This is a genomic window from Salinicola rhizosphaerae (genome assembly GCF_014652715.1).
Classification (GTDB): Bacteria; Pseudomonadota; Gammaproteobacteria; order Pseudomonadales; family Halomonadaceae; genus Salinicola; species Salinicola rhizosphaerae.
This window is the reverse complement of the sequence record NZ_BMZI01000007.1, coordinates 89,541-106,253: the sequence shown is the minus strand read 5'-3', so window position 1 is coordinate 106,253 and position 16,713 is coordinate 89,541. Positions and strand designations below refer to the sequence as shown.

General features: G+C 64.6%; 15 protein-coding genes. 11 read left to right on the top strand and 4 right to left on the bottom strand.

The window, feature by feature from the left end:
- Window positions 1–99 precede the first annotated feature (99 nt).
- Window positions 100–1,677: an aldehyde dehydrogenase (NADP(+)) gene (locus IE125_RS15580; protein WP_189445602.1), complete on the top strand. Its 1,578-nt coding sequence runs from the start codon at window positions 100–102 to the stop codon at window positions 1,675–1,677.
- A gap of 265 nt (window positions 1,678–1,942) precedes the next feature.
- On the opposite strand, the gene IE125_RS15575 is transcribed toward IE125_RS15580, so the two are convergent.
- Window positions 1,943–2,890 carry an AEC family transporter gene (locus IE125_RS15575; RefSeq protein ID WP_189445601.1) on the bottom strand — a complete coding sequence of 316 codons (948 nt, stop codon included), beginning with the start codon at window positions 2,888–2,890 and terminating at the stop codon, window positions 1,943–1,945.
- A gap of 228 nt (window positions 2,891–3,118) precedes the next feature.
- Between IE125_RS15575 and IE125_RS15570 the strand changes: the two genes are divergently transcribed.
- The 3 genes from IE125_RS15570 to IE125_RS15560 are packed head-to-tail and all read left to right on the top strand — an operon-like array spanning window position 3,119 to window position 5,882.
- A complete protein-coding gene (locus tag IE125_RS15570; protein WP_189445600.1) occupies window positions 3,119–3,916 on the top strand; it encodes an alpha/beta fold hydrolase in 798 nt (265 codons plus the stop codon).
- The gene (locus IE125_RS15565) at window positions 3,913–4,806 is read left to right on the top strand and encodes an alpha/beta fold hydrolase (RefSeq protein WP_189445599.1); all 894 of its coding nucleotides are present in this window, start codon (window positions 3,913–3,915) and stop codon (window positions 4,804–4,806) included. Before IE125_RS15570 ends, IE125_RS15565 begins: the two co-directional genes overlap by 4 nt.
- Complete coding sequence (locus IE125_RS15560; protein ID WP_189445598.1) at window positions 4,803–5,882, top strand: patatin-like phospholipase family protein; 1,080 nt, start codon at window positions 4,803–4,805, stop codon at window positions 5,880–5,882. Before IE125_RS15565 ends, IE125_RS15560 begins: the two co-directional genes overlap by 4 nt.
- A gap of 6 nt (window positions 5,883–5,888) precedes the next feature.
- On the opposite strand, the gene IE125_RS15555 is transcribed toward IE125_RS15560, so the two are convergent.
- Window positions 5,889–6,461 (bottom strand): Smr/MutS family protein, encoded by a 573-nt coding sequence (locus tag IE125_RS15555; RefSeq protein ID WP_189445597.1) that lies wholly within the window; start codon window positions 6,459–6,461, stop codon window positions 5,889–5,891.
- A gap of 222 nt (window positions 6,462–6,683) precedes the next feature.
- Here IE125_RS15555 and prmB point away from each other — a divergent pair, with 222 nt between their 5' ends.
- A complete protein-coding gene (gene prmB, locus IE125_RS15550; RefSeq protein WP_189445596.1) occupies window positions 6,684–7,637 on the top strand; it encodes a 50S ribosomal protein L3 N(5)-glutamine methyltransferase in 954 nt (317 codons plus the stop codon).
- A gap of 45 nt (window positions 7,638–7,682) precedes the next feature.
- Window positions 7,683–8,774: a chorismate synthase gene (aroC, locus tag IE125_RS15545; protein WP_189445595.1), complete on the top strand. Its 1,092-nt coding sequence runs from the start codon at window positions 7,683–7,685 to the stop codon at window positions 8,772–8,774.
- A 102-nt stretch (window positions 8,775–8,876) separates the two neighbouring features.
- Here the strand turns inward: aroC and IE125_RS15540 are convergent, their stop codons facing one another.
- On the bottom strand, window positions 8,877–10,124 hold the full coding sequence (locus tag IE125_RS15540) for an MFS transporter (protein WP_189445594.1): 1,248 nt from the start codon (window positions 10,122–10,124) through the stop codon (window positions 8,877–8,879).
- Between the two features lie 110 nt (window positions 10,125–10,234).
- Window positions 10,235–11,128, bottom strand: a complete 894-nt coding sequence (locus tag IE125_RS15535; protein WP_189445593.1) for a LysR family transcriptional regulator — start codon at window positions 11,126–11,128, stop codon at window positions 10,235–10,237.
- Between the two features lie 193 nt (window positions 11,129–11,321).
- Here IE125_RS15535 and leuC point away from each other — a divergent pair, with 193 nt between their 5' ends.
- The 5 genes from leuC (at window position 11,322) to asd (ending at window position 16,576) form a co-directional block, all read left to right on the top strand.
- Window positions 11,322–12,770 (top strand): 3-isopropylmalate dehydratase large subunit, encoded by a 1,449-nt coding sequence (gene leuC, locus IE125_RS15530; RefSeq protein ID WP_189445592.1) that lies wholly within the window; start codon window positions 11,322–11,324, stop codon window positions 12,768–12,770.
- A 12-nt stretch (window positions 12,771–12,782) separates the two neighbouring features.
- On the top strand, window positions 12,783–13,427 hold the full coding sequence (gene leuD / locus IE125_RS15525) for a 3-isopropylmalate dehydratase small subunit (protein ID WP_189445591.1): 645 nt from the start codon (window positions 12,783–12,785) through the stop codon (window positions 13,425–13,427).
- On the top strand, window positions 13,420–14,205 hold the full coding sequence (locus tag IE125_RS15520) for a class I SAM-dependent methyltransferase (RefSeq protein ID WP_189445590.1): 786 nt from the start codon (window positions 13,420–13,422) through the stop codon (window positions 14,203–14,205). Before leuD ends, IE125_RS15520 begins: the two co-directional genes overlap by 8 nt.
- A gap of 9 nt (window positions 14,206–14,214) precedes the next feature.
- Complete coding sequence (gene leuB, locus IE125_RS15515; protein WP_189445589.1) at window positions 14,215–15,306, top strand: 3-isopropylmalate dehydrogenase; 1,092 nt, start codon at window positions 14,215–14,217, stop codon at window positions 15,304–15,306.
- Between the two features lie 154 nt (window positions 15,307–15,460).
- Window positions 15,461–16,576, top strand: coding sequence for an aspartate-semialdehyde dehydrogenase (gene asd, locus IE125_RS15510; RefSeq protein WP_189445588.1), 1,116 nt, complete (start codon window positions 15,461–15,463; stop codon window positions 16,574–16,576).
- Window positions 16,577–16,713: the final 137 nt, after the last annotated feature.

The window sequence follows — 16,713 nt, the reverse complement described above, 5'->3', positions numbered from 1 at the left end:
CAGCCGACCTCCGTCGTTGACGGAGGTCGGCTTTTCGCCGTCAGTCGGTCGTGAGAGGTGGTGGTTTTTGGTCATTTCTCTCTCCCTGAAGGAGGCATTGTGAATCTGACAGGCGAACTCCTGATCGGCCAGCAGGCCGTCAAAGGCACGCATGGCACCATCAAGGCCGTCAATCCGGCTACCGGCGAAACGCTCTCCCCCGAGTTCTCCGGCGGTACGCCGCAGGATGCCCGCCGAGCCTGCGAACTGGCATGGTCGGCTTTCGACAGTTACCGAGAGACTTCGCTGGCAGCGCGCGCGGACTTTCTCGAAGCGATCGCCGCCGAGATCGAAGCGCTCGGTGATGCGCTCGTCGAACGCGCAGTCGCCGAGTCCGGGTTGCCCGAGGGGCGAATTCAGGGGGAGCGGGGTCGAACCTGCGGGCAGCTACGTCTGTTCGCGAGAACCGTGCGCGCCGGCGAGTGGCTGGACGTGCGAATCGATCCCGCGCTGCCTGATCGCCAGCCCCTGCCGCGCGTCGACCTGCGACAGCGTCATATCGCACTGGGCCCGGTTGCCGTGTTCGGCGCCAGCAATTTTCCGCTGGCGTTCTCGGTTGCCGGCGGCGATACCGCTTCCGCGCTGGCGGCAGGCTGCCCGGTCGTGGTCAAGGCGCATCCGGCGCATCCGGGCACCTGCGAGATGGTCGGCCGGGCGATTCAGCGCGCGGTAGCGAAATGCGGGCTGCCGGAGGGTGTCTTCTCGATGCTGCATGATGCCGGGTTCGAAGTCGGCCAGGCGCTCGTGGGCGATCCCCGCATCAAGGCGGGCGGCTTCACCGGCTCGCGCAAGGGCGGGCTGGCCCTGCTTGGCATTGCGCAGAATCGACCGGAACCGATTCCGTTCTATGCCGAGATGAGCAGTATCAACCCGGTTTTCCTGATGCCGGCCGCGCTCGAAGCCCGCGGGAAGGCGCTCGGCGAGGCGTTCGTCGGCTCGCTCAACATGGGTGCCGGCCAGTTCTGCACCAATCCGGGGCTGGTCATCGGTATTCGAGGTGCTGGGCTGGATGCGTTCGTCGAGGCGGCGGCCGAAGCGCTCAAAGGCTCTCAGGCGCAGACCATGCTGTCGCCGGGGATTCACGACGCTTATGTTCGAGGTGTGGCAACACTGGCCGAGAGCGACAAGGTGCGCGAGGTGGCCCGTGGCCTGCCCGGTGATGGCCCCAATCGCTGTCAAAGTGCGCTTTTCGTGGCGACCGGGGAGGATGTCGTTGCCGACGAGGCGCTGCAGGCCGAAGTCTTCGGTGCCTCGTCGCTCATCGTCAGCTGTCGAGACGCCGCCGAGGTCAAGCGCGTCGCCGAAGCGCTGGAGGGGCAGCTGACCGCCACGCTGCAGATGGACGAGGGCGATCTCGAGGCGGCCAGGGCGCTGCTGCCGACGCTGGAGCGCAAGGCCGGGCGCGTGATGGCCAATGGCTGGCCGACGGGCGTCGAAGTGTGCGATGCGATGGTGCATGGAGGGCCCTACCCAGCAACTTCCGATGCGCGCTCGACCTCGGTCGGCACCGCAGCGATCTTTCGCTTTCTGCGTCCGGTCTGCTATCAGGATCTGCCGGACGCGCTGCGCCCCGAGGCGGTCAAGGAGGGCAATCCGCTCTCGCTCAAGCGCCTCGTCGATGGCCAGCGCGAATCTTGATGTCCGGCGCGGCCCATCGACTGGCAGGCGCTCGTTCGGCGAGCGCCGATCGCCGATGTCTCGACGTGGAATCGCAGGGTGGCGTCAGCGCTTGGATCCAGGGGCCTGGACACCGCGCCTGAAGATAATGACCAGAGATATAGGGCTACCGAAGACACAGGGCTACCGAAGACACAGGGCCGCTCTCATGAGCGGCCCTGTTTCGTGGGGCGCAGCCCTTTGTCGTGGGGCGCGGGGCTGGCCGTGGGGCGGTGCACGGACGCGCCTAGATCAGCCCCAGCCATTTCAGCAGGAAGATACCGACGCTGAGTGTGAACATCGACGCGAAGGTGGTGATCACGATGATATTGGCGGCGAGCTTGTCGTTGCTCTTGAAGGCCTTGGCCATGACGAAACTGGCGGCCGCACCGGGACACCCCAGATACAGGAAGATCACCCCCAGCGCCGGGCCTTGGATACCTACCGCCAGTGCGCCAAGCACGCCGAGCAACGGCACCCAGACGACCTTCCAGAGGCTGGCATCGATCGCGATCGTGCTGCTGCGCTTGAACGCGGAGATGGATAAGGTGCCGCCGATGCAGATCAGCCCGAGCGGCAGCGACATGCCGGCCAGGTAGCCGCCGGAGGTCATGATCCAGCCGGGCAGCCGGATGCCGAGCAGCGCGAACGGGATCGCGGCGACCACGCTCAAGATCAGCGGGTTCTTGGCCATATTCTTGATCAGGCTCTTGAAATCGGTCGCCGACTCTTCGCTGTAGAGTGAAAGAATGAAGACGCAGAAGACGTTGTAGAGCACGATGACGGCGCCGGCGATCACGCCGCCCAGCGACAGGCCGTAGTCGCCGTACTGGCTGGCGGCCAGCGCCAGACCGACGATGCCGTTGTTGGCACGGAACGCGCCCTGAGTGAAGATGCCGCGCTCGACCCGCGGATGGCGCCAGATGGCCCAGCCCCAGGCGAGAAAGAAGCTCAGGATGGTGTAACCGAGAAAATAACCGATCACGTCAGGCTGCAGGGCCTCACCGAGATCCGCCTTGATGATGCTCAAGAAGAGCAGCGCGGGCATCGTGACCTTGAAGACCAGCATCGAGGCCGTGGTGATGAAGTGCTGGTCGATCCACCCGATACGCTTGAGCCCCAGGCCGAGGAAGACCATCAGGAAGACCGGTAGCGTGATTTCCAGCGTGTGAGTGAAGGCGGCGAACAGGCCCATGTCAGTTGCCGCCTCGCACCAGCCAGAAGCCGACGACCAGAGCGGCGATCAGAATGGCCCAGAAGAGCCGATTACGGCGGCGAGTATCGCGATGGGAACCTTGGCGAGGCACGTTACAATCCTTGCTGATGAGAGAAACTCCGCCGACACGCTCTTCCTGTGGAGCACGCAGCGTCGAGCAACGGTGGGTTGGACGAAAGTCGATAGTTTACGGGAAATTAGCGTTCAATGCCGCGTTATCCACTGGTTTTCGCTCACGCCAACGGCTTTACTGGTGCCAGTTACCGTACCTTGCTGGCCCCGCTGGAAAGCCGTTTCGATCTCTACCCGCTGACCCGGCTGGCGCATGACCCGCGTTTTCCGGTAGGACGCAACTGGCTCAAGCTGCGCGATGAATACTTGGCTTCGATCGCGGCGATCCCGGCGCCGCTGATCGCCGTCGGTCACTCGATGGGCGGCGTATTGTCGATCATGGCGGCGATTGCGGCCCCCGAGCGGTTCCAGGCCGTCGTGGCGCTGGATCCACCGCTGCTGCTGGGGCGGGATGCCTGGATGCTGAAACTGGCCAAGATGACGCGTCTGGTCGACCGGGTCACGCCTGCCGGCAAGACGCTCAAGCGTCGCGATCACTGGCCGAGCCGCGAGGCGATGACGAATGCGCTGCGTCGACGAGCGCTGTTCAAGGACTTTACCGAAGCGGCAATGAACGACTACGTCACCGGCGCCACGGCACTCGACACCGATGGCGCCGCGCGACTGATTTTCGCGCCACGAACCGAAGCGGCGATCTTTCGTCATCTGCCGGATGACCTGCCGCGGCAGCTACGCCGCCTGTCGGTGCCCCTGACCGTCATCGCCGGCGAGGCCTCCGATCTATTGACCCCGACGAGACGCTCGACGCTCTCCCGGCTGGGTATCAGGCTAAAGACGGTGCCCGGCGGGCACATGTTTCCGTTCGAGCACCCCGAGGCAGCGCGAGAGGCGATTCTGCAGGCCATCGAGGCGATGCAGGAGGACGCGCGATGAGGCCACGCGACCTGCGTCTGGCGGATGGAAGGCTGGCGGCGCTGAGCTGGGGAGAAGAGGGCGCGCCGATCTGGCTGGCACTACATGGTTGGCTCGACAACGCCGCATCTTTCTCGCGGCTGGCACCGACTCTGGCGGCCACGCTCGGCGTACGCATCGTCGCGCTAGACCTGCCCGGGCATGGGCATTCCCAGGCCCGCGGCGCGGGTGCGGACTATCCGCTATGGGGCTACCTGCCCGATGTTCTTGATGCCCTTGAGGCACTCGATGCCTCGCGCGTGACGCTGTTCGGTCACTCCATGGGGGCGGGTATCGCGACGATGCTGGCGGCCGCCGCGCCGGAGTGCGTTGCGCGACTGGTGCTGATCGATGGCCTGGCCTCGACTACCGACGAGCCCGCCGCCACCGTGGGGCAACTCCAGGCCGGGCTGCGCGCTCGACGACGTCCGGCACGCGACAGCCGGGGCTATGCCACTGTCGAGGAAGCCTTGGCGGCACGCGTTCGCGGCGGTGTGACCCGGCTGGACGCCGAGACCGCAAGGCCGATCGTCGAGCGCAACCTGCAGCGTGATCGCGACGGCCGCTTTCACTGGCGAACCGATCCTCGTTTGAGCGCGCCCTCGCTGCTGCGCTGGTCACCGGCGCAGATGCTGGAAACGATGGCCGCCGTCGATGTGCCGACGCTGCTGCTCCAGGCTTCGGCCGGCGTACTCAACGAACGCGCTCATTTTCATGAGGCGTGCCGGCGGATTGCGCGGCTCACGCGACGCGTTCTCGGCGGCGGCCACCATTTGCACCTGGAGCGCGCGACAGTGGCGCGGGTCGGTGAAGAGATCGTACGCTGGCAGGTAGCGTGCGATCGGATGCAAGACAAGGAGAAGACGCCATGAAGCCTCGTGTTTCGCTGGTTCTGGGCAGTGGTGGGGCGCGGGGCTACGCCCACATCGGGGTCATCGAGGAACTCGAGGCGCGCGGCTACGAAATCGTGGCGCTCTCGGGCTGCTCGATGGGGGCGCTGATCGGCGGTGTCTACGCGGCGGGCCGACTTCAGGGCTACCGTGACTGGGTCTGTCAGCTCGACTATTTCGATGTGCTGCGTCTGGTCGATATCACCTGGAGCGCCATGGGGGCGATGCGAGCCGGCAAGGTGATGACCAAACTCGAATCGCTGGTCGGTGACATCCGCATCGAGGATCTCCCCATGCCGTTCACGGCGGTCGCGACCGATCTCACCCGTCAGCGCGAGGTCTGGTTCCAGAGCGGCTCGCTGCTGCGCGCCATTCGCGCCTCGATTGCGGTGCCCGGCATCATCACACCTGTGCAGGACGGGGGCCAAGTGCTGGTCGATGGGGGCTTGCTCAACCCGCTGCCGATCATCCCCACGGTCTCCGTGCCGGCCGACATCGTGCTGGCGGTCAACGCAACCGCCCAGACGCCGAGACCTGTGTCGCTGGAGGACCTGTTGCCAGCCGACCAGGCCGCCGAGGAGCACGCTCGCGAGATCGAGCGCGAAGCGGAGGGCAAGAGCTTCAGCGGTTGGGTCAAAGGTGTTCGCACGCGCGTTCAGGACATGATTTCGAGCTTCAGCGACGAGGAGGAGTCAACGAGCGAGAGCACCAGCTGGTCGAGCCAGACCGAGCGCGCCTGGAGCAAGCTGGACATGATGCTGGCGTCTTTCGATATCACGCAGGCGGCGCTGGCGAAATACAAGGTGGCGGGCTATCCGCCGGACGTGCTGATCGAAGTGCCCAAGAGCGTCTGCGGGGCCTACGAGTTCCATCGTGCGGAGGCGCTGATCGAGCTTGGCCGCTATCTGGCGGCGCAGGCGCTGGATCGTTACGAAGGGCGGCAGGATCACACCGTGGCAGCCGGCGAGCCTGTCGACTCGCACCGTCAGCCAGCGAGCAGCGCCGACCCGCAGCGACGTCTGCCGTTGCCGCTGTCGTCTCCCAAGCGCAACGGCTGAGAACCCTCAGTCGCCACGCGTGCGAAGCAGCACGTAGAGGGCGCCCGTGCCACCATCGATCTCGCTGGCGGAGCAGAAGCCGAGCACGCGCGACCAGCTCTTGAGCCAAGTGTTGACATGGCTCTTGATCACCGGATAGTCCGCACCGCCCGCGCGCTGCGCACGAGCCTTGCCGTGAACGATCAGCACGCAGCGCATGCGGTTGCCGATGGCATCGTCGATGAACGATTCCAGTTCGAAACGCGCTTCATCCACGGTATAGCCGTGCAGGTCGAGGCCACCCTCCCAGGGAATCCGGCCGCGCTTGAGCTGAGCGAAGGTACGCTGGGGCAGGTCGGGTATCGCGAACTCCAGGCGCTGATGCGGGGTGACGGCCTCGACGCCACCGTCCGAGAGCTGCGACTGCGCGCTGGGCGAGACCTGCTCCGCGGCTTCGCGTCGCGCGTCGGCATTGAGCTGACGATCTTGCTGGCGTGCCCGGCCGACATCAGCGCGGTTGGTCGTCAGCCGCTTGACGCCAGCTGCTTCCAGCGCCTGGCGGAAGGCGTTGAAATCCTCGTCTTTGTCGGATGGCGTCATGGCTGGGTTGCCTCTCTCTGCCTGGCTTGCGAGCAGCGCAAGGGTAAATCAGCGGCGAAGGGTAAACCATCGTGCCTCTCGAGACACGTTCGCCGCCGGGGAGCCAGGGAAGACGTCCAGGAAAACCGTGTGGCTCGGCGCGGGGCGTGCCGCATCGCTGTGAAGCCCGCGGGCTTGCGGGTACAATCGTCGTCCGTTTCACTCCTGAATGCGAGCCTCGCCATGCCTTCCCAGCCGTCGACCCTGAACCTCACCGACGATGACCTCGCCGCTGAGCTACTCAGCATTCGCGACTGCCTGCGCTGGGCGACCAGCGAATTCCATGCGCACCGGCTGCATTTCGGACACGGCACCGACAGTGCCTGGGACGAAGCCGTGGCGCTGGTGCTCGGCGCGCTGCATCTGCCCTGGGATATCGATCCGGCGGTGCTCGATTCACGACTTTTGCGTGTCGAGCGCTGCCGCATCGTTGGCCTGGTCCGCGAGCGCATCGAGTCGCGACGGCCGCTGCCATATCTGATTGGCGAGGCGTTCTTCGCGGGTTTTCCGTTCGAAGTGGACGAACGCGTGCTGATACCACGCTCGCCCACGGCCGAACTGATCGAGCAGGGCTTCGCAGCCTGGTTCCCCGACCTCCCGCCGGCGCGCGTGCTCGATCTCTGCACCGGCTCGGGCTGCATCGGTATTGCCACCGCGCTGCACCTGCCGACCAGCGAGGTCGATCTGGTCGATATCAGCGTGGAAGCGCTGGAGGTTGCCAAGGCCAATATCGTGCGTCACGACGTTGGCCAGCGGGTGAGGGCTGTCGTCTCCGATCTGTTCGAGGGCGTTGCCGGCCAGCGCTACGATCTGATCGTCAGCAATCCGCCTTACGTCGATAGTCGCGATCTGGCGGCGATGCCGGCGGAGTATCGTCACGAGCCGGATCTGGCGTTGGGAGCCGGTCGCGACGGCCTCGATATCGTGCGCCGCATTCTGCGCGAGGCGCGGACCTACTTGAACGACGGTGGCATGCTGATCGTCGAAGTCGGCAACTCGCAGCATCACCTCGAGCGGGCGTTTCCCGAGGTTCCGTTTCTCTGGCTCGAGTTCGAGCGCGGTGGCGAGGGCGTTTTCGCGCTGCCCGCCGAGGCGCTCGACGAGTACGCCGAAACGTTCGCCGCGCTGTCGCAGTAAGTTTCTTTTTTTACCGTTTCCAACCCTGATTCCCGAGGATCGCGCATGTCCGGCAACACTTTCGGCAAGCTGTTCACCGTCACCACCTTCGGTGAAAGTCATGGCCCGGCCCTGGGCGCGATCGTCGATGGCTGCCCGCCGGGACTCGAGCTTGATGAGGCCGATCTTCAGATCGATCTCGATCGCCGTCGTCCCGGCTCCTCGCGTCATACCACACAGCGCCGCGAGCCGGACGCAGTGCGCATTCTTTCCGGAGTCTTCGAAGGCAGAACGACCGGCACGCCGATCGGGCTTCTGATCGAGAATACCGATCAGCGCTCCAAGGACTATTCGAAGATCAAGGATCAGTTCCGCCCGGCACACGCCGACTACACCTATCACCACAAGTACGGCATTCGCGATTACCGCGGCGGCGGGCGCTCCAGTGCGCGGGAAACCGCGATGCGAGTCGCCGCCGGGGCGATTGCCAAGAAGTGGCTGGCGACACAGGGAATTCGCGTGCGTGGCTACATGAGCCAGCTCGGCCCCATCGCGATCGACTTCAAAAGCTGGGATGGGGTCGACGACAACCCGTTCTTCTGCCCGGATCCGGAGCGAATCGGTGAACTCGAGGATTACATGGATCAGCTGCGCCGCGATCAGGATTCGGTCGGCGCGAAGATCACCGTGGTCGCCGAAGGGGTGCCGGTGGGCCTGGGCGAGCCGGTCTTCGATCGTCTCGATGCCGATCTCGCGCATGCGCTGATGGGGATCAACGCGGTCAAGGGCGTGGAGATCGGCGACGGTTTCGATGCCGTGGCGAGCCGCGGCAGCGAGCATCGCGACGAGATGACACCAGAGGGCTTTCTCTCCAACCATGCCGGCGGTGTGCTGGGCGGCATCTCTAGCGGCCAGCCGGTCGTTGCGCATCTGGCGCTCAAGCCGACCTCCAGCATCACCCAGCCTGGCCGCTCGATCGACACGCACGGCGATCCGGTGGACGTGGTCACCAAGGGCCGTCATGATCCCTGCGTCGGTATCCGCGCCACGCCAATCGCCGAAGCGATGATGGCGCTGACGCTGATCGATCATCTGCTGCGCCATCGCGCGCAGAATGGCGATGTTCGCGTCGCGACGCCGCAGCTCGGCATGGCCTGAGAACCAGTCTGACCATCGCTCGCCGAGTTCCGCTGCCCTCAGAACGTCGAGAGGGCGCCTCGAGCGACCGGTGGCACAGCTTCGTCACGTCGATGGGCTTCGTCACGCCGATGAATCCGTCTCCTCGCGCTGTTTGTCCTGCTGCTGGCGTTCCTTCACCTTTTGCTGGCGCAGCTGCTGGCGATAGCCGTAGGTGGCGCTGCGAATGGTCTCGTCGCTTTCCAGGCTCGAGCCCAGTGCGCCCGCCACCGTCGCGACCGACGCGGCAAGCCAGGCCAGCGCGGGGAAGTTGAGCCAGCTTACCGACCCCCCGACGGTCGATTCGAGCAGACTGCCGGGCACGAAGAGAATGACCGCGATCAGAAACAGGCCGAACAGGATCGCGTAATAACAGAGCACCCCGGCCGACAGCGTGACGATCGTCGTCAAGTTGTAGAGCTGCGTCAGCCGCTTCGAGCGGCTGTAGCGAGCGGGTTCCCACAGGCCATGATCGAGAATCAGCCAGACCACCATGGCGCCGATGGCCGCGACCATCAGAATCACGAAGCGATAGAGTTCATAGGCGGCACTGAGCTTCCACAGGGACGGGAAGATCAGGCCGTAGGCGCCGGTGGCGAAGGCGACCGCCACGATGCGGCGGAAGGCGGGTACGATGGTCCACGGACGGTTGGCGCGTACCATCCCGGCCAGCAACTTCGCCAAGCCACGTAGACGTGCACCGGAAACGAAGCGAACGTCGACTTCCTTCTCGTTCTCTCCCGGCGTGACGCGTTGAATGGGCACCAGCCGCTCGGACAGCCGCCAGCCCATCAGCTCTCGCGAGTTGCGGTTGAGGATGCCGCTTTCGCTACGGGCTGCGGCGCCACGCTCCATGTGCTGTTGCTGGCGGTCACGTTCGCCTTCGTCACTGCCATGATGCATTTCGTTGACCAGATGCAGGATCGCTTCTCGCAGGCGGCGCCTCAGCGGCGAGGCGCCCAGCGCCGGCTGTGAGATGACCGCGACGCGACGACTTTCACTTGCCTCGGCCAGTGTCAGGCGGCCATCACGAAACAGCGGCAGATCGGTGATGCAGACCACGTAATCCCAATGATTGGCGCGCTTGATCTCGTCGGCCTGATGAATGACATCCTCCGTCGTGTCGTCGGCGCCGATCAGCGGATCGGTGACGCACTCGACGTCCCAGTCGTGTCGGTCGTCCGTATGGCGCTTGAGCAGTGCCGGAAGCTCCTCGGCGATGTCGCGGGCGGTGGTTTCCGGCAGTTCCGGCGCCGGCACCAGCCCCAGTCGACGTCTGATCGTCGTTGTTTCAGTGGCGATCCGTTCTTGCGCCGCGGAGTCTTGCGCCATGGCTCGGTTCCTTTTCGAGTGCAGGGATGGCTGGCGGGGCGAGGCACCCGATACGATGCCCGGTCTGTCGAGAATTGCCTCGAACTCGCCCCTCGAATTCGCCCTTCAGGCTAGTCCGTCAGCGTGATCTGCGCCGCCTTCACGGCCTCGAGCTCGCCGATCATGGCGCGACCGGCGTTGGAGAGCGTGCGCTCGCGGTGCAGCAGATAGCCGAGGCGGCGGATGATCGGAGGGTGTTCCACCGGCAGAACAACGAGCTCCTCGTCGATCAGACTCTCCGGCAGAACGCTCCAGCCCAGCCCGATCCCCGCCATCATCTTCAGGGTCTCGAGATAGTAGGTCGACAGCGCGATATCGATATGTAACGACTGCGCCGAGAAGGAGCCCAGGATGAGATCGCGCGTAAAGGTATTGGGACCGGGCAGCACCGCGGGGTGGCCGACGAGTGCGGAGAGCGGCAAACGCTGCTCGCGCGCCAACGGGTGGTCGGGGGAGGCGACGAAGCGAAGCTGATCCGTCCACACCGGTGTCGACTCGATCATCGGCCCCGTCTGCGGGAAGAGCGTCACCACGGCCAGCTCCGCCTCGCCGGAGACGACCGCCTGATAAGCCTGCTCTGAGTAGAGAAACTGCATCTCCAGATTGACGCTCGGGTAGCGCTGGGTGAACGCCTTGAGCACTGGCGGCAGGCGGTGCAGGCCGACATGGTGGCTGGTGGCCAGCGCCAGGCTTCCCGTCACCTCGCCGCTCAGGTTGTGCAGCTGCCGCCGGCTATCCTCGACCAGTTGCAGAATCTGGCGGGCTCTGGGCAGCAGCAGTCGTCCGGCTTCGGTCAGGCTGACGCGGCGATTGATGCGATCGAACAGCTTGGCACCGCTCTGGTGTTCGAGCGTCGCGATACGCTTGCTGACCGCTGGCTGCGTCAGATGCAGCTGCTCGCCGGCAAGCGAAAACGACTGTGTGTCGGCGACGGCGATGAAGGCCTGAAGGCTTTGGGTGTCCACGCGTCATGTCTCGGCTAGGTCTGGTTAAGTAAATTCTGTTATGGAATCCAAAGCATAATCAAGATGAATTGGTTTTATGCAGTGGCGAGGCGTAAGGTGGGTCCCACGATGAACGAGAGCGTGGATAACGCTCTCGAGACCGCAATGGTGTCACTCAAGTCGCGCAGACGGCGGGTGACCGAGGAGAAGAACCATGTCCAGCCGGACGCTCTACGACAAGCTGTGGGCGCAGCATCTGGTAACCAGCCGCGACGACGGCTCGGCGTTGATTTACATCGACCGCCACCTGCTGCACGAAGTCACCTCGCCGCAGGCGTTCGAAGGGCTGCGGCTCGCCGGTCGCAAGCCGTGGCGCCGTGACGCCAATCTGGCGACCCCGGACCATAACGTGCCGACCACGCTCAAGGAGCGCAGCGCCGGCAACGCGGGGATTCTCGACAGCGTCTCGCGCATCCAGGTCGAGACGCTGGATGCCAACTGCGAGAGCTTCGATATCGAAGAGTTTCGCATCAACGACGAGCGTCAGGGCATCGTTCACGTGGTCGGGCCGGAGCAGGGCGCCACGCTGCCGGGCATGACCGTGGTCTGCGGGGATTCCCACACCGCGACCCACGGGGCCTTCGCCGCGCTCTCGCATGGCATCGGCACGTCGGAAGTCGAGCACGTACTGGCAACCCAGTGCCTGATTGCGCAGAAGATGAAGAACATGCAGGTGCGCGTCGAGGGCAAGCTTGGCCTCGGCGTCACCGCCAAGGATATCGTGCTGGCGGTGATCGGCCGCATCGGCACCGCCGGGGGGACCGGCTACGCCATCGAGTTCGCCGGCAGCGCGATTCGCGAGCTTTCCATGGAAGGTCGCATGACCATCTGCAACATGGCGATCGAGGCCGGTGCGCGCGTGGGGCTAGTGGCGGTCGACGACAACACCATCGAGTATCTGCGCGGTCGCCCCTATGCGCCGAGCGTCGAGCAGTGGCCGGCGGCGGTGGAGGCTTGGCGGAACCTCGTCTCCGACGAAGGAGCGCATTTCGACAAGGTGGTCGAACTCGATGCGGCCGAGATCGAGCCGCAGGTCACCTGGGGCACCAGCCCGGAGATGGTGGTCAACGTCTCCGCCACGGTACCCGACCCGGCCGGAGCCTCGGATGAGACCGTCGAGCGCGGCATGAAGCGTGCACTCGAATACATGGGCCTCGAGGCGGGGCAGAAGATCACCGATATCCAGCTCGACAAGGTGTTCATCGGCTCCTGCACCAATTCGCGCATCGAGGATCTGCGCGAGGCAGCGAAGGTGGCTAGAGGACGCAAGGTCGCCGACAACATTCAATTGGCCATGGTCGTTCCCGGCTCCGGTCTGGTGAAGCGTCTGGCAGAAGCCGAGGGATTGGACAAGATCTTCATCGAAGCCGGCTTCGAGTGGCGTGAGCCTGGCTGTTCCATGTGCCTGGCGATGAACGCCGACAAGCTCGGCGCCGGGGAGCGCTGCGCGTCGACCTCGAATCGCAATTTCGAGGGGCGGCAAGGTTACGGCGGACGCACGCATCTGGTCAGCCCGGCGATGGCGGCGGCCGCTGCCATCGAAGGACACTTCGTCGACGTGCGGGACTATGACTACGCCCCCGCTGCCACGATGAGCGCTTGAGGAGAGCCGAAGATGAAAAAATTCGAACGTCTCGACGGGCTGGTTGCACCGCTCGATCGCGCCAACGTCGACACCGATCTGATCATTCCCAAGCAGTTTCTGAAGTCGATCAAGCGCACGGGGTTCGGTCCCAACCTGTTCGATGAGCTGCGTTATCTGGACGAGGGTTATCCCGGCCAGGATACGTCGAGTCGGCCGCTCAACCCCGATTTCGTGCTCAACCAGTCCCGTTATCAGGGGGCGCAGGTGCTGCTGGCTCGGCGCAACTTCGGTTGCGGTAGCTCCCGCGAGCATGCGCCCTGGGCGCTGGACGATTTCGGCTTCCGCGTGGTGATCGCGCCAAGTTTCGCCGATATCTTCTACAACAACTCGTTCAAGAACGGCATCCTGCTGATCACGCTGGACGAGGCCACGGTCGAGCGTCTGTTCCAGGAGACCGAAGCCAGCGAAGGCTATCGTCTCGACATCGACCTGGACGCGCAGACGATCACCACGCCGAGCGGCGACGTCATCGCCTTCGATGCCGACCCGTTCCGCAAGCACTGTTTGCTGGAGGGGCTCGACGATATCGGTCTGACGCTGGAGCAGTCCGGCGCGATTCGTGATTTCGAGTCGCGTCATCGCGCGGCGCAGCCGTGGCTCTTTCGTGATGCCTGACACCACCGGTGGCGCTGAGCACAGCGCCGTGGTCGAGCGTCAGTTCGGCGCTCAGGCGGGCGCCTACCTGACGAGTCAGGTGCATGCCCAGGGGGCTGAGTTCGCACAGTTGAGAGAGCGGGTGGCGCAAATCGACGCAGCCCGCGTGCTGGATCTCGGCTGCGGCGCGGGTCACGTGAGTTTCCAGCTCGCTGATCTGGCGGCGGAGGTCGTCGCCTATGATCTATCGCCGCGCATGCTCGACGTGGTCAGTGAGGCGGCTGGCGATCGCGGCTTCGACAATATCCGCGCGGTTCAGGGAGTCGCGGAGTCGCTGCCGTTTGCTGATGAGAGTTTCGACGTGGTGTGTAGCCGCTTCTCCGCCCATCACTGGCGTGATGTCGGGCTCGCGCTGCGCGAGGCGAGGCGGGTGTTGAAGCCCGGCGGTCTGGCCGCTTTCATTGATGTTGCGGCCTCCGAACAGCCGCTCCTCGACAGCTTCTTGCAGACCGTCGAAATGCTGCGCGATACCAGCCACGTGCGCGATTACAGCGTGAGTGAGTGGACGCGATACGTCGGCGAGGCCGGGCTTTCGGTCACCGCCAGTTCGCGCCAGCGCCTGCGGTTGGATTTCGAGACGTGGATCGCGCGCATGCGCACGCCGAACGTGATGCGTGACGCGATCCGGCATCTACAGACTCAGGTCGGTCAGGAAGTGCGTGACGCTTTCGAGATCGACGACGATGGCTCCTTCACAACCGATATGCTGGTGCTGTGGGCGTCCAGAGAACACGTTTAAGGAACATGCATGAGCAAGAAGATTCTGATTCTCCCCGGTGATGGCATCGGGCCGGAGATCACCGCTGAGGCGGTCAAGATTCTCAACGCCTGCCGTGAGGCCGGTCTGGACGCCGAACTCGAAGAGGGGCTGGTCGGCGGCGCGGGGTATGACGCCGTGGGCCATCCGCTACCTGAGTCGACGCTTGAGAAGGCCAAGGCGGCCGACGCGATCCTGCTGGGCGCGGTGGGTGGTCCGAAGTGGGACACGCTGGAGGATCTCTCCAAGCGGCCGGAGAAGGGGCTTCTCGGCCTGCGCAAGAATCTGAACCTGTTCGGCAACCTGCGACCGGCGCTTCTGTACCCGCAGCTTGCCGAGGCATCGACGTTGAAGCCGGAAGTCGTCTCCGGGCTCGACATCATGATCGTGCGTGAGCTGACCGGCGGGATCTATTTCGGCCAGCCGCGCGGTATCGAGGAGCGCGACGTCGAGCATGGCAAGGAAAGAGTGGGCTACAACACCTACGTCTATTCGGAATCCGAGATCGAACGGATCGGCCGGGTCGCCTTCGAGATGGCGCAGAAGCGTGGCAAGAAGCTCTGCTCCGTCGACAAGGCCAACGTGCTCGAAGTCACCATTCTCTGGCGCGAGGTGATGAACCGGCTCGCGTCCGAGTATCCGGACGTCGAGCTGTCGCACATGTACGTCGACAACGCGGCGATGCAGCTGGTGCGGGCGCCCAAGCAGTTCGACGTGGTGGTGACCGGCAACATGTTCGGCGACATCCTGTCCGACGCCGCCGCGATGCTCACCGGCTCCATCGGCATGCTGCCCTCGGCCTCGCTCAACGAGAAGCAGCAGGGCATGTACGAGCCGTGCCATGGCAGCGCGCCGGACATCGCTGGGCAGGGGCTCGCCAATCCGCTGGCGACGATCCTGTCGGTGGCGATGATGCTGCGCTATTCGCTGGGTGAGTCGTCACTGGCCGAACGCATCGAGCGGGCGGTCGGCAAGGTGCTCGATCAGGGCCTGCGCACGGCGGATATCGCCTACCCGGGTACGCGCCAGGTTTCCACGCGCGAGATGGGTGACGCCGTGCTGGCGGCCTTCGCCGAATCCTGAGCGCGCCTGCGTGCTAGACTAGAGGTTCCATGCAAGTGCGACGCGACGACTCTTCGGGGTCGTCGCGTCGCGTTGATACTTGAGAGAGCCCAGCGCCCGACGGCCAGTGAGTCGCCGGCGTTGCGGATTCTCCACAAGCGGGGGGATGCACGCTATGTTGAAAGTCGGATTCGTAGGCTGGCGCGGAATGGTCGGTTCCGTACTCATGCAGCGCATGCTGGACGACAACGATTTCGCCGGCATCGAGCCGGTCTTCTTCTCGACGTCGCAGACCGGGCAGCCGGGGCCGGATATCGGTGTCGACGTGCCGGCGCTGAAAGACGCCAACGATGTCGATCAGCTCAAGGCGATGGATGTCATCGTCACCTGTCAGGGTGGCGACTACACCGGGGCCGTGTACCAGCCGCTGCGTGAAGCCGGATGGAAGGGCTACTGGATCGACGCCGCGAGTACTCTGCGCATGGTGGACGAATCGACCATCGTGCTCGACCCGGTCAACCGTCACGTCATCGATGCGCAGCTCGCCAAGGGGGCAAAAACCTTCGTTGGCGGCAACTGCACCGTCAGCCTGATGCTGATGGGCCTCGGTGGACTGTTCGAAGCCGGCATGATCGAGTGGATGACCTCGATGACCTATCAGGCCGCGTCCGGCTCCGGTGCCAAGCACATGCGCGAACTGCTGTCGCAGATGGGCGCGCTGCAATCAGCCGTGGCCCGTGATCTCGCGACGCCCTCGAGTGCCATTCTCGATATCGATCGCGATGTCACCGCGGCGATGCGTGGCGGCGACTTCCCGGTCGATAATTTCGGTGCACCGCTCGCCGGTAGCTTGCTGCCGTGGATCGACAAGGCAATGGAGAACGGCCAGAGCAAGGAAGAGTGGAAGGGCGGCGTCGAGACCAACAAGATCCTCGCCACCGGTGATCACCCGATCCCGATCGACGGCCTCTGCGTTCGCATTGGCGCGATGCGCTCACACAGCCAGGCGTTCACCATCAAGCTGAAGCAGGACGTGCCGCTCGACGAGATCGAGGACCGTCTCGCCAAGCACAACGATTGGGTCAAGGTCGTGCCCAACGAGAAAGAGGCGACGCTTGAACACCTCACCCCGGCAGCCGTCAGCGGCACGCTCACGGTGCCGGTCGGGCGGCTGCGCAAGCTGGCGATGGGCGGTGAATACCTGACCGCGTTCAGCGTCGGCGACCAGCTCCTGTGGGGCGCCGCCGAACCGCTCAAGCGGATGCTGATGATCCTGCGCGAACAGGCCTGATTCCGTATGGCGTGACTGCCTGCAATCCGCCGAGATGTGTCGCTTAAGGCCCTGTCGACTTTGTGTCGACAGGGCCTTTTGTTACCTGATGTTAAAGTTTACTGAGCGGCGGCCGATGATCGCTTCAGACTCTTAAC

What these genes read in the sequence shown, in the direction of transcription:
- IE125_RS15575 (WP_189445601.1), bottom strand. Translation starts at nt 2,890, where the DNA reads ATGGGCCTGTTCGCCGCCTTCACTCACACGCTGGAAATCACGCTACCG.
- IE125_RS15570 (WP_189445600.1), top strand. Translation starts at nt 3,119, where the DNA reads ATGCCGCGTTATCCACTGGTTTTCGCTCACGCCAACGGCTTTACTGGT.
- IE125_RS15565 (WP_189445599.1), top strand. Translation starts at nt 3,913, where the DNA reads ATGAGGCCACGCGACCTGCGTCTGGCGGATGGAAGGCTGGCGGCGCTG.
- IE125_RS15560 (WP_189445598.1), top strand. Translation starts at nt 4,803, where the DNA reads ATGAAGCCTCGTGTTTCGCTGGTTCTGGGCAGTGGTGGGGCGCGGGGC.
- IE125_RS15555 (WP_189445597.1), bottom strand. Translation starts at nt 6,461, where the DNA reads ATGACGCCATCCGACAAAGACGAGGATTTCAACGCCTTCCGCCAGGCG.
- prmB (WP_189445596.1), top strand. Translation starts at nt 6,684, where the DNA reads ATGCCTTCCCAGCCGTCGACCCTGAACCTCACCGACGATGACCTCGCC.
- aroC (WP_189445595.1), top strand. Translation starts at nt 7,683, where the DNA reads ATGTCCGGCAACACTTTCGGCAAGCTGTTCACCGTCACCACCTTCGGT.
- IE125_RS15540 (WP_189445594.1), bottom strand. Translation starts at nt 10,124, where the DNA reads ATGGCGCAAGACTCCGCGGCGCAAGAACGGATCGCCACTGAAACAACG.
- leuC (WP_189445592.1), top strand. Translation starts at nt 11,322, where the DNA reads ATGTCCAGCCGGACGCTCTACGACAAGCTGTGGGCGCAGCATCTGGTA.
- leuD (WP_189445591.1), top strand. Translation starts at nt 12,783, where the DNA reads ATGAAAAAATTCGAACGTCTCGACGGGCTGGTTGCACCGCTCGATCGC.
- IE125_RS15520 (WP_189445590.1), top strand. Translation starts at nt 13,420, where the DNA reads ATGCCTGACACCACCGGTGGCGCTGAGCACAGCGCCGTGGTCGAGCGT.
- leuB (WP_189445589.1), top strand. Translation starts at nt 14,215, where the DNA reads ATGAGCAAGAAGATTCTGATTCTCCCCGGTGATGGCATCGGGCCGGAG.
- asd (WP_189445588.1), top strand. Translation starts at nt 15,461, where the DNA reads ATGTTGAAAGTCGGATTCGTAGGCTGGCGCGGAATGGTCGGTTCCGTA.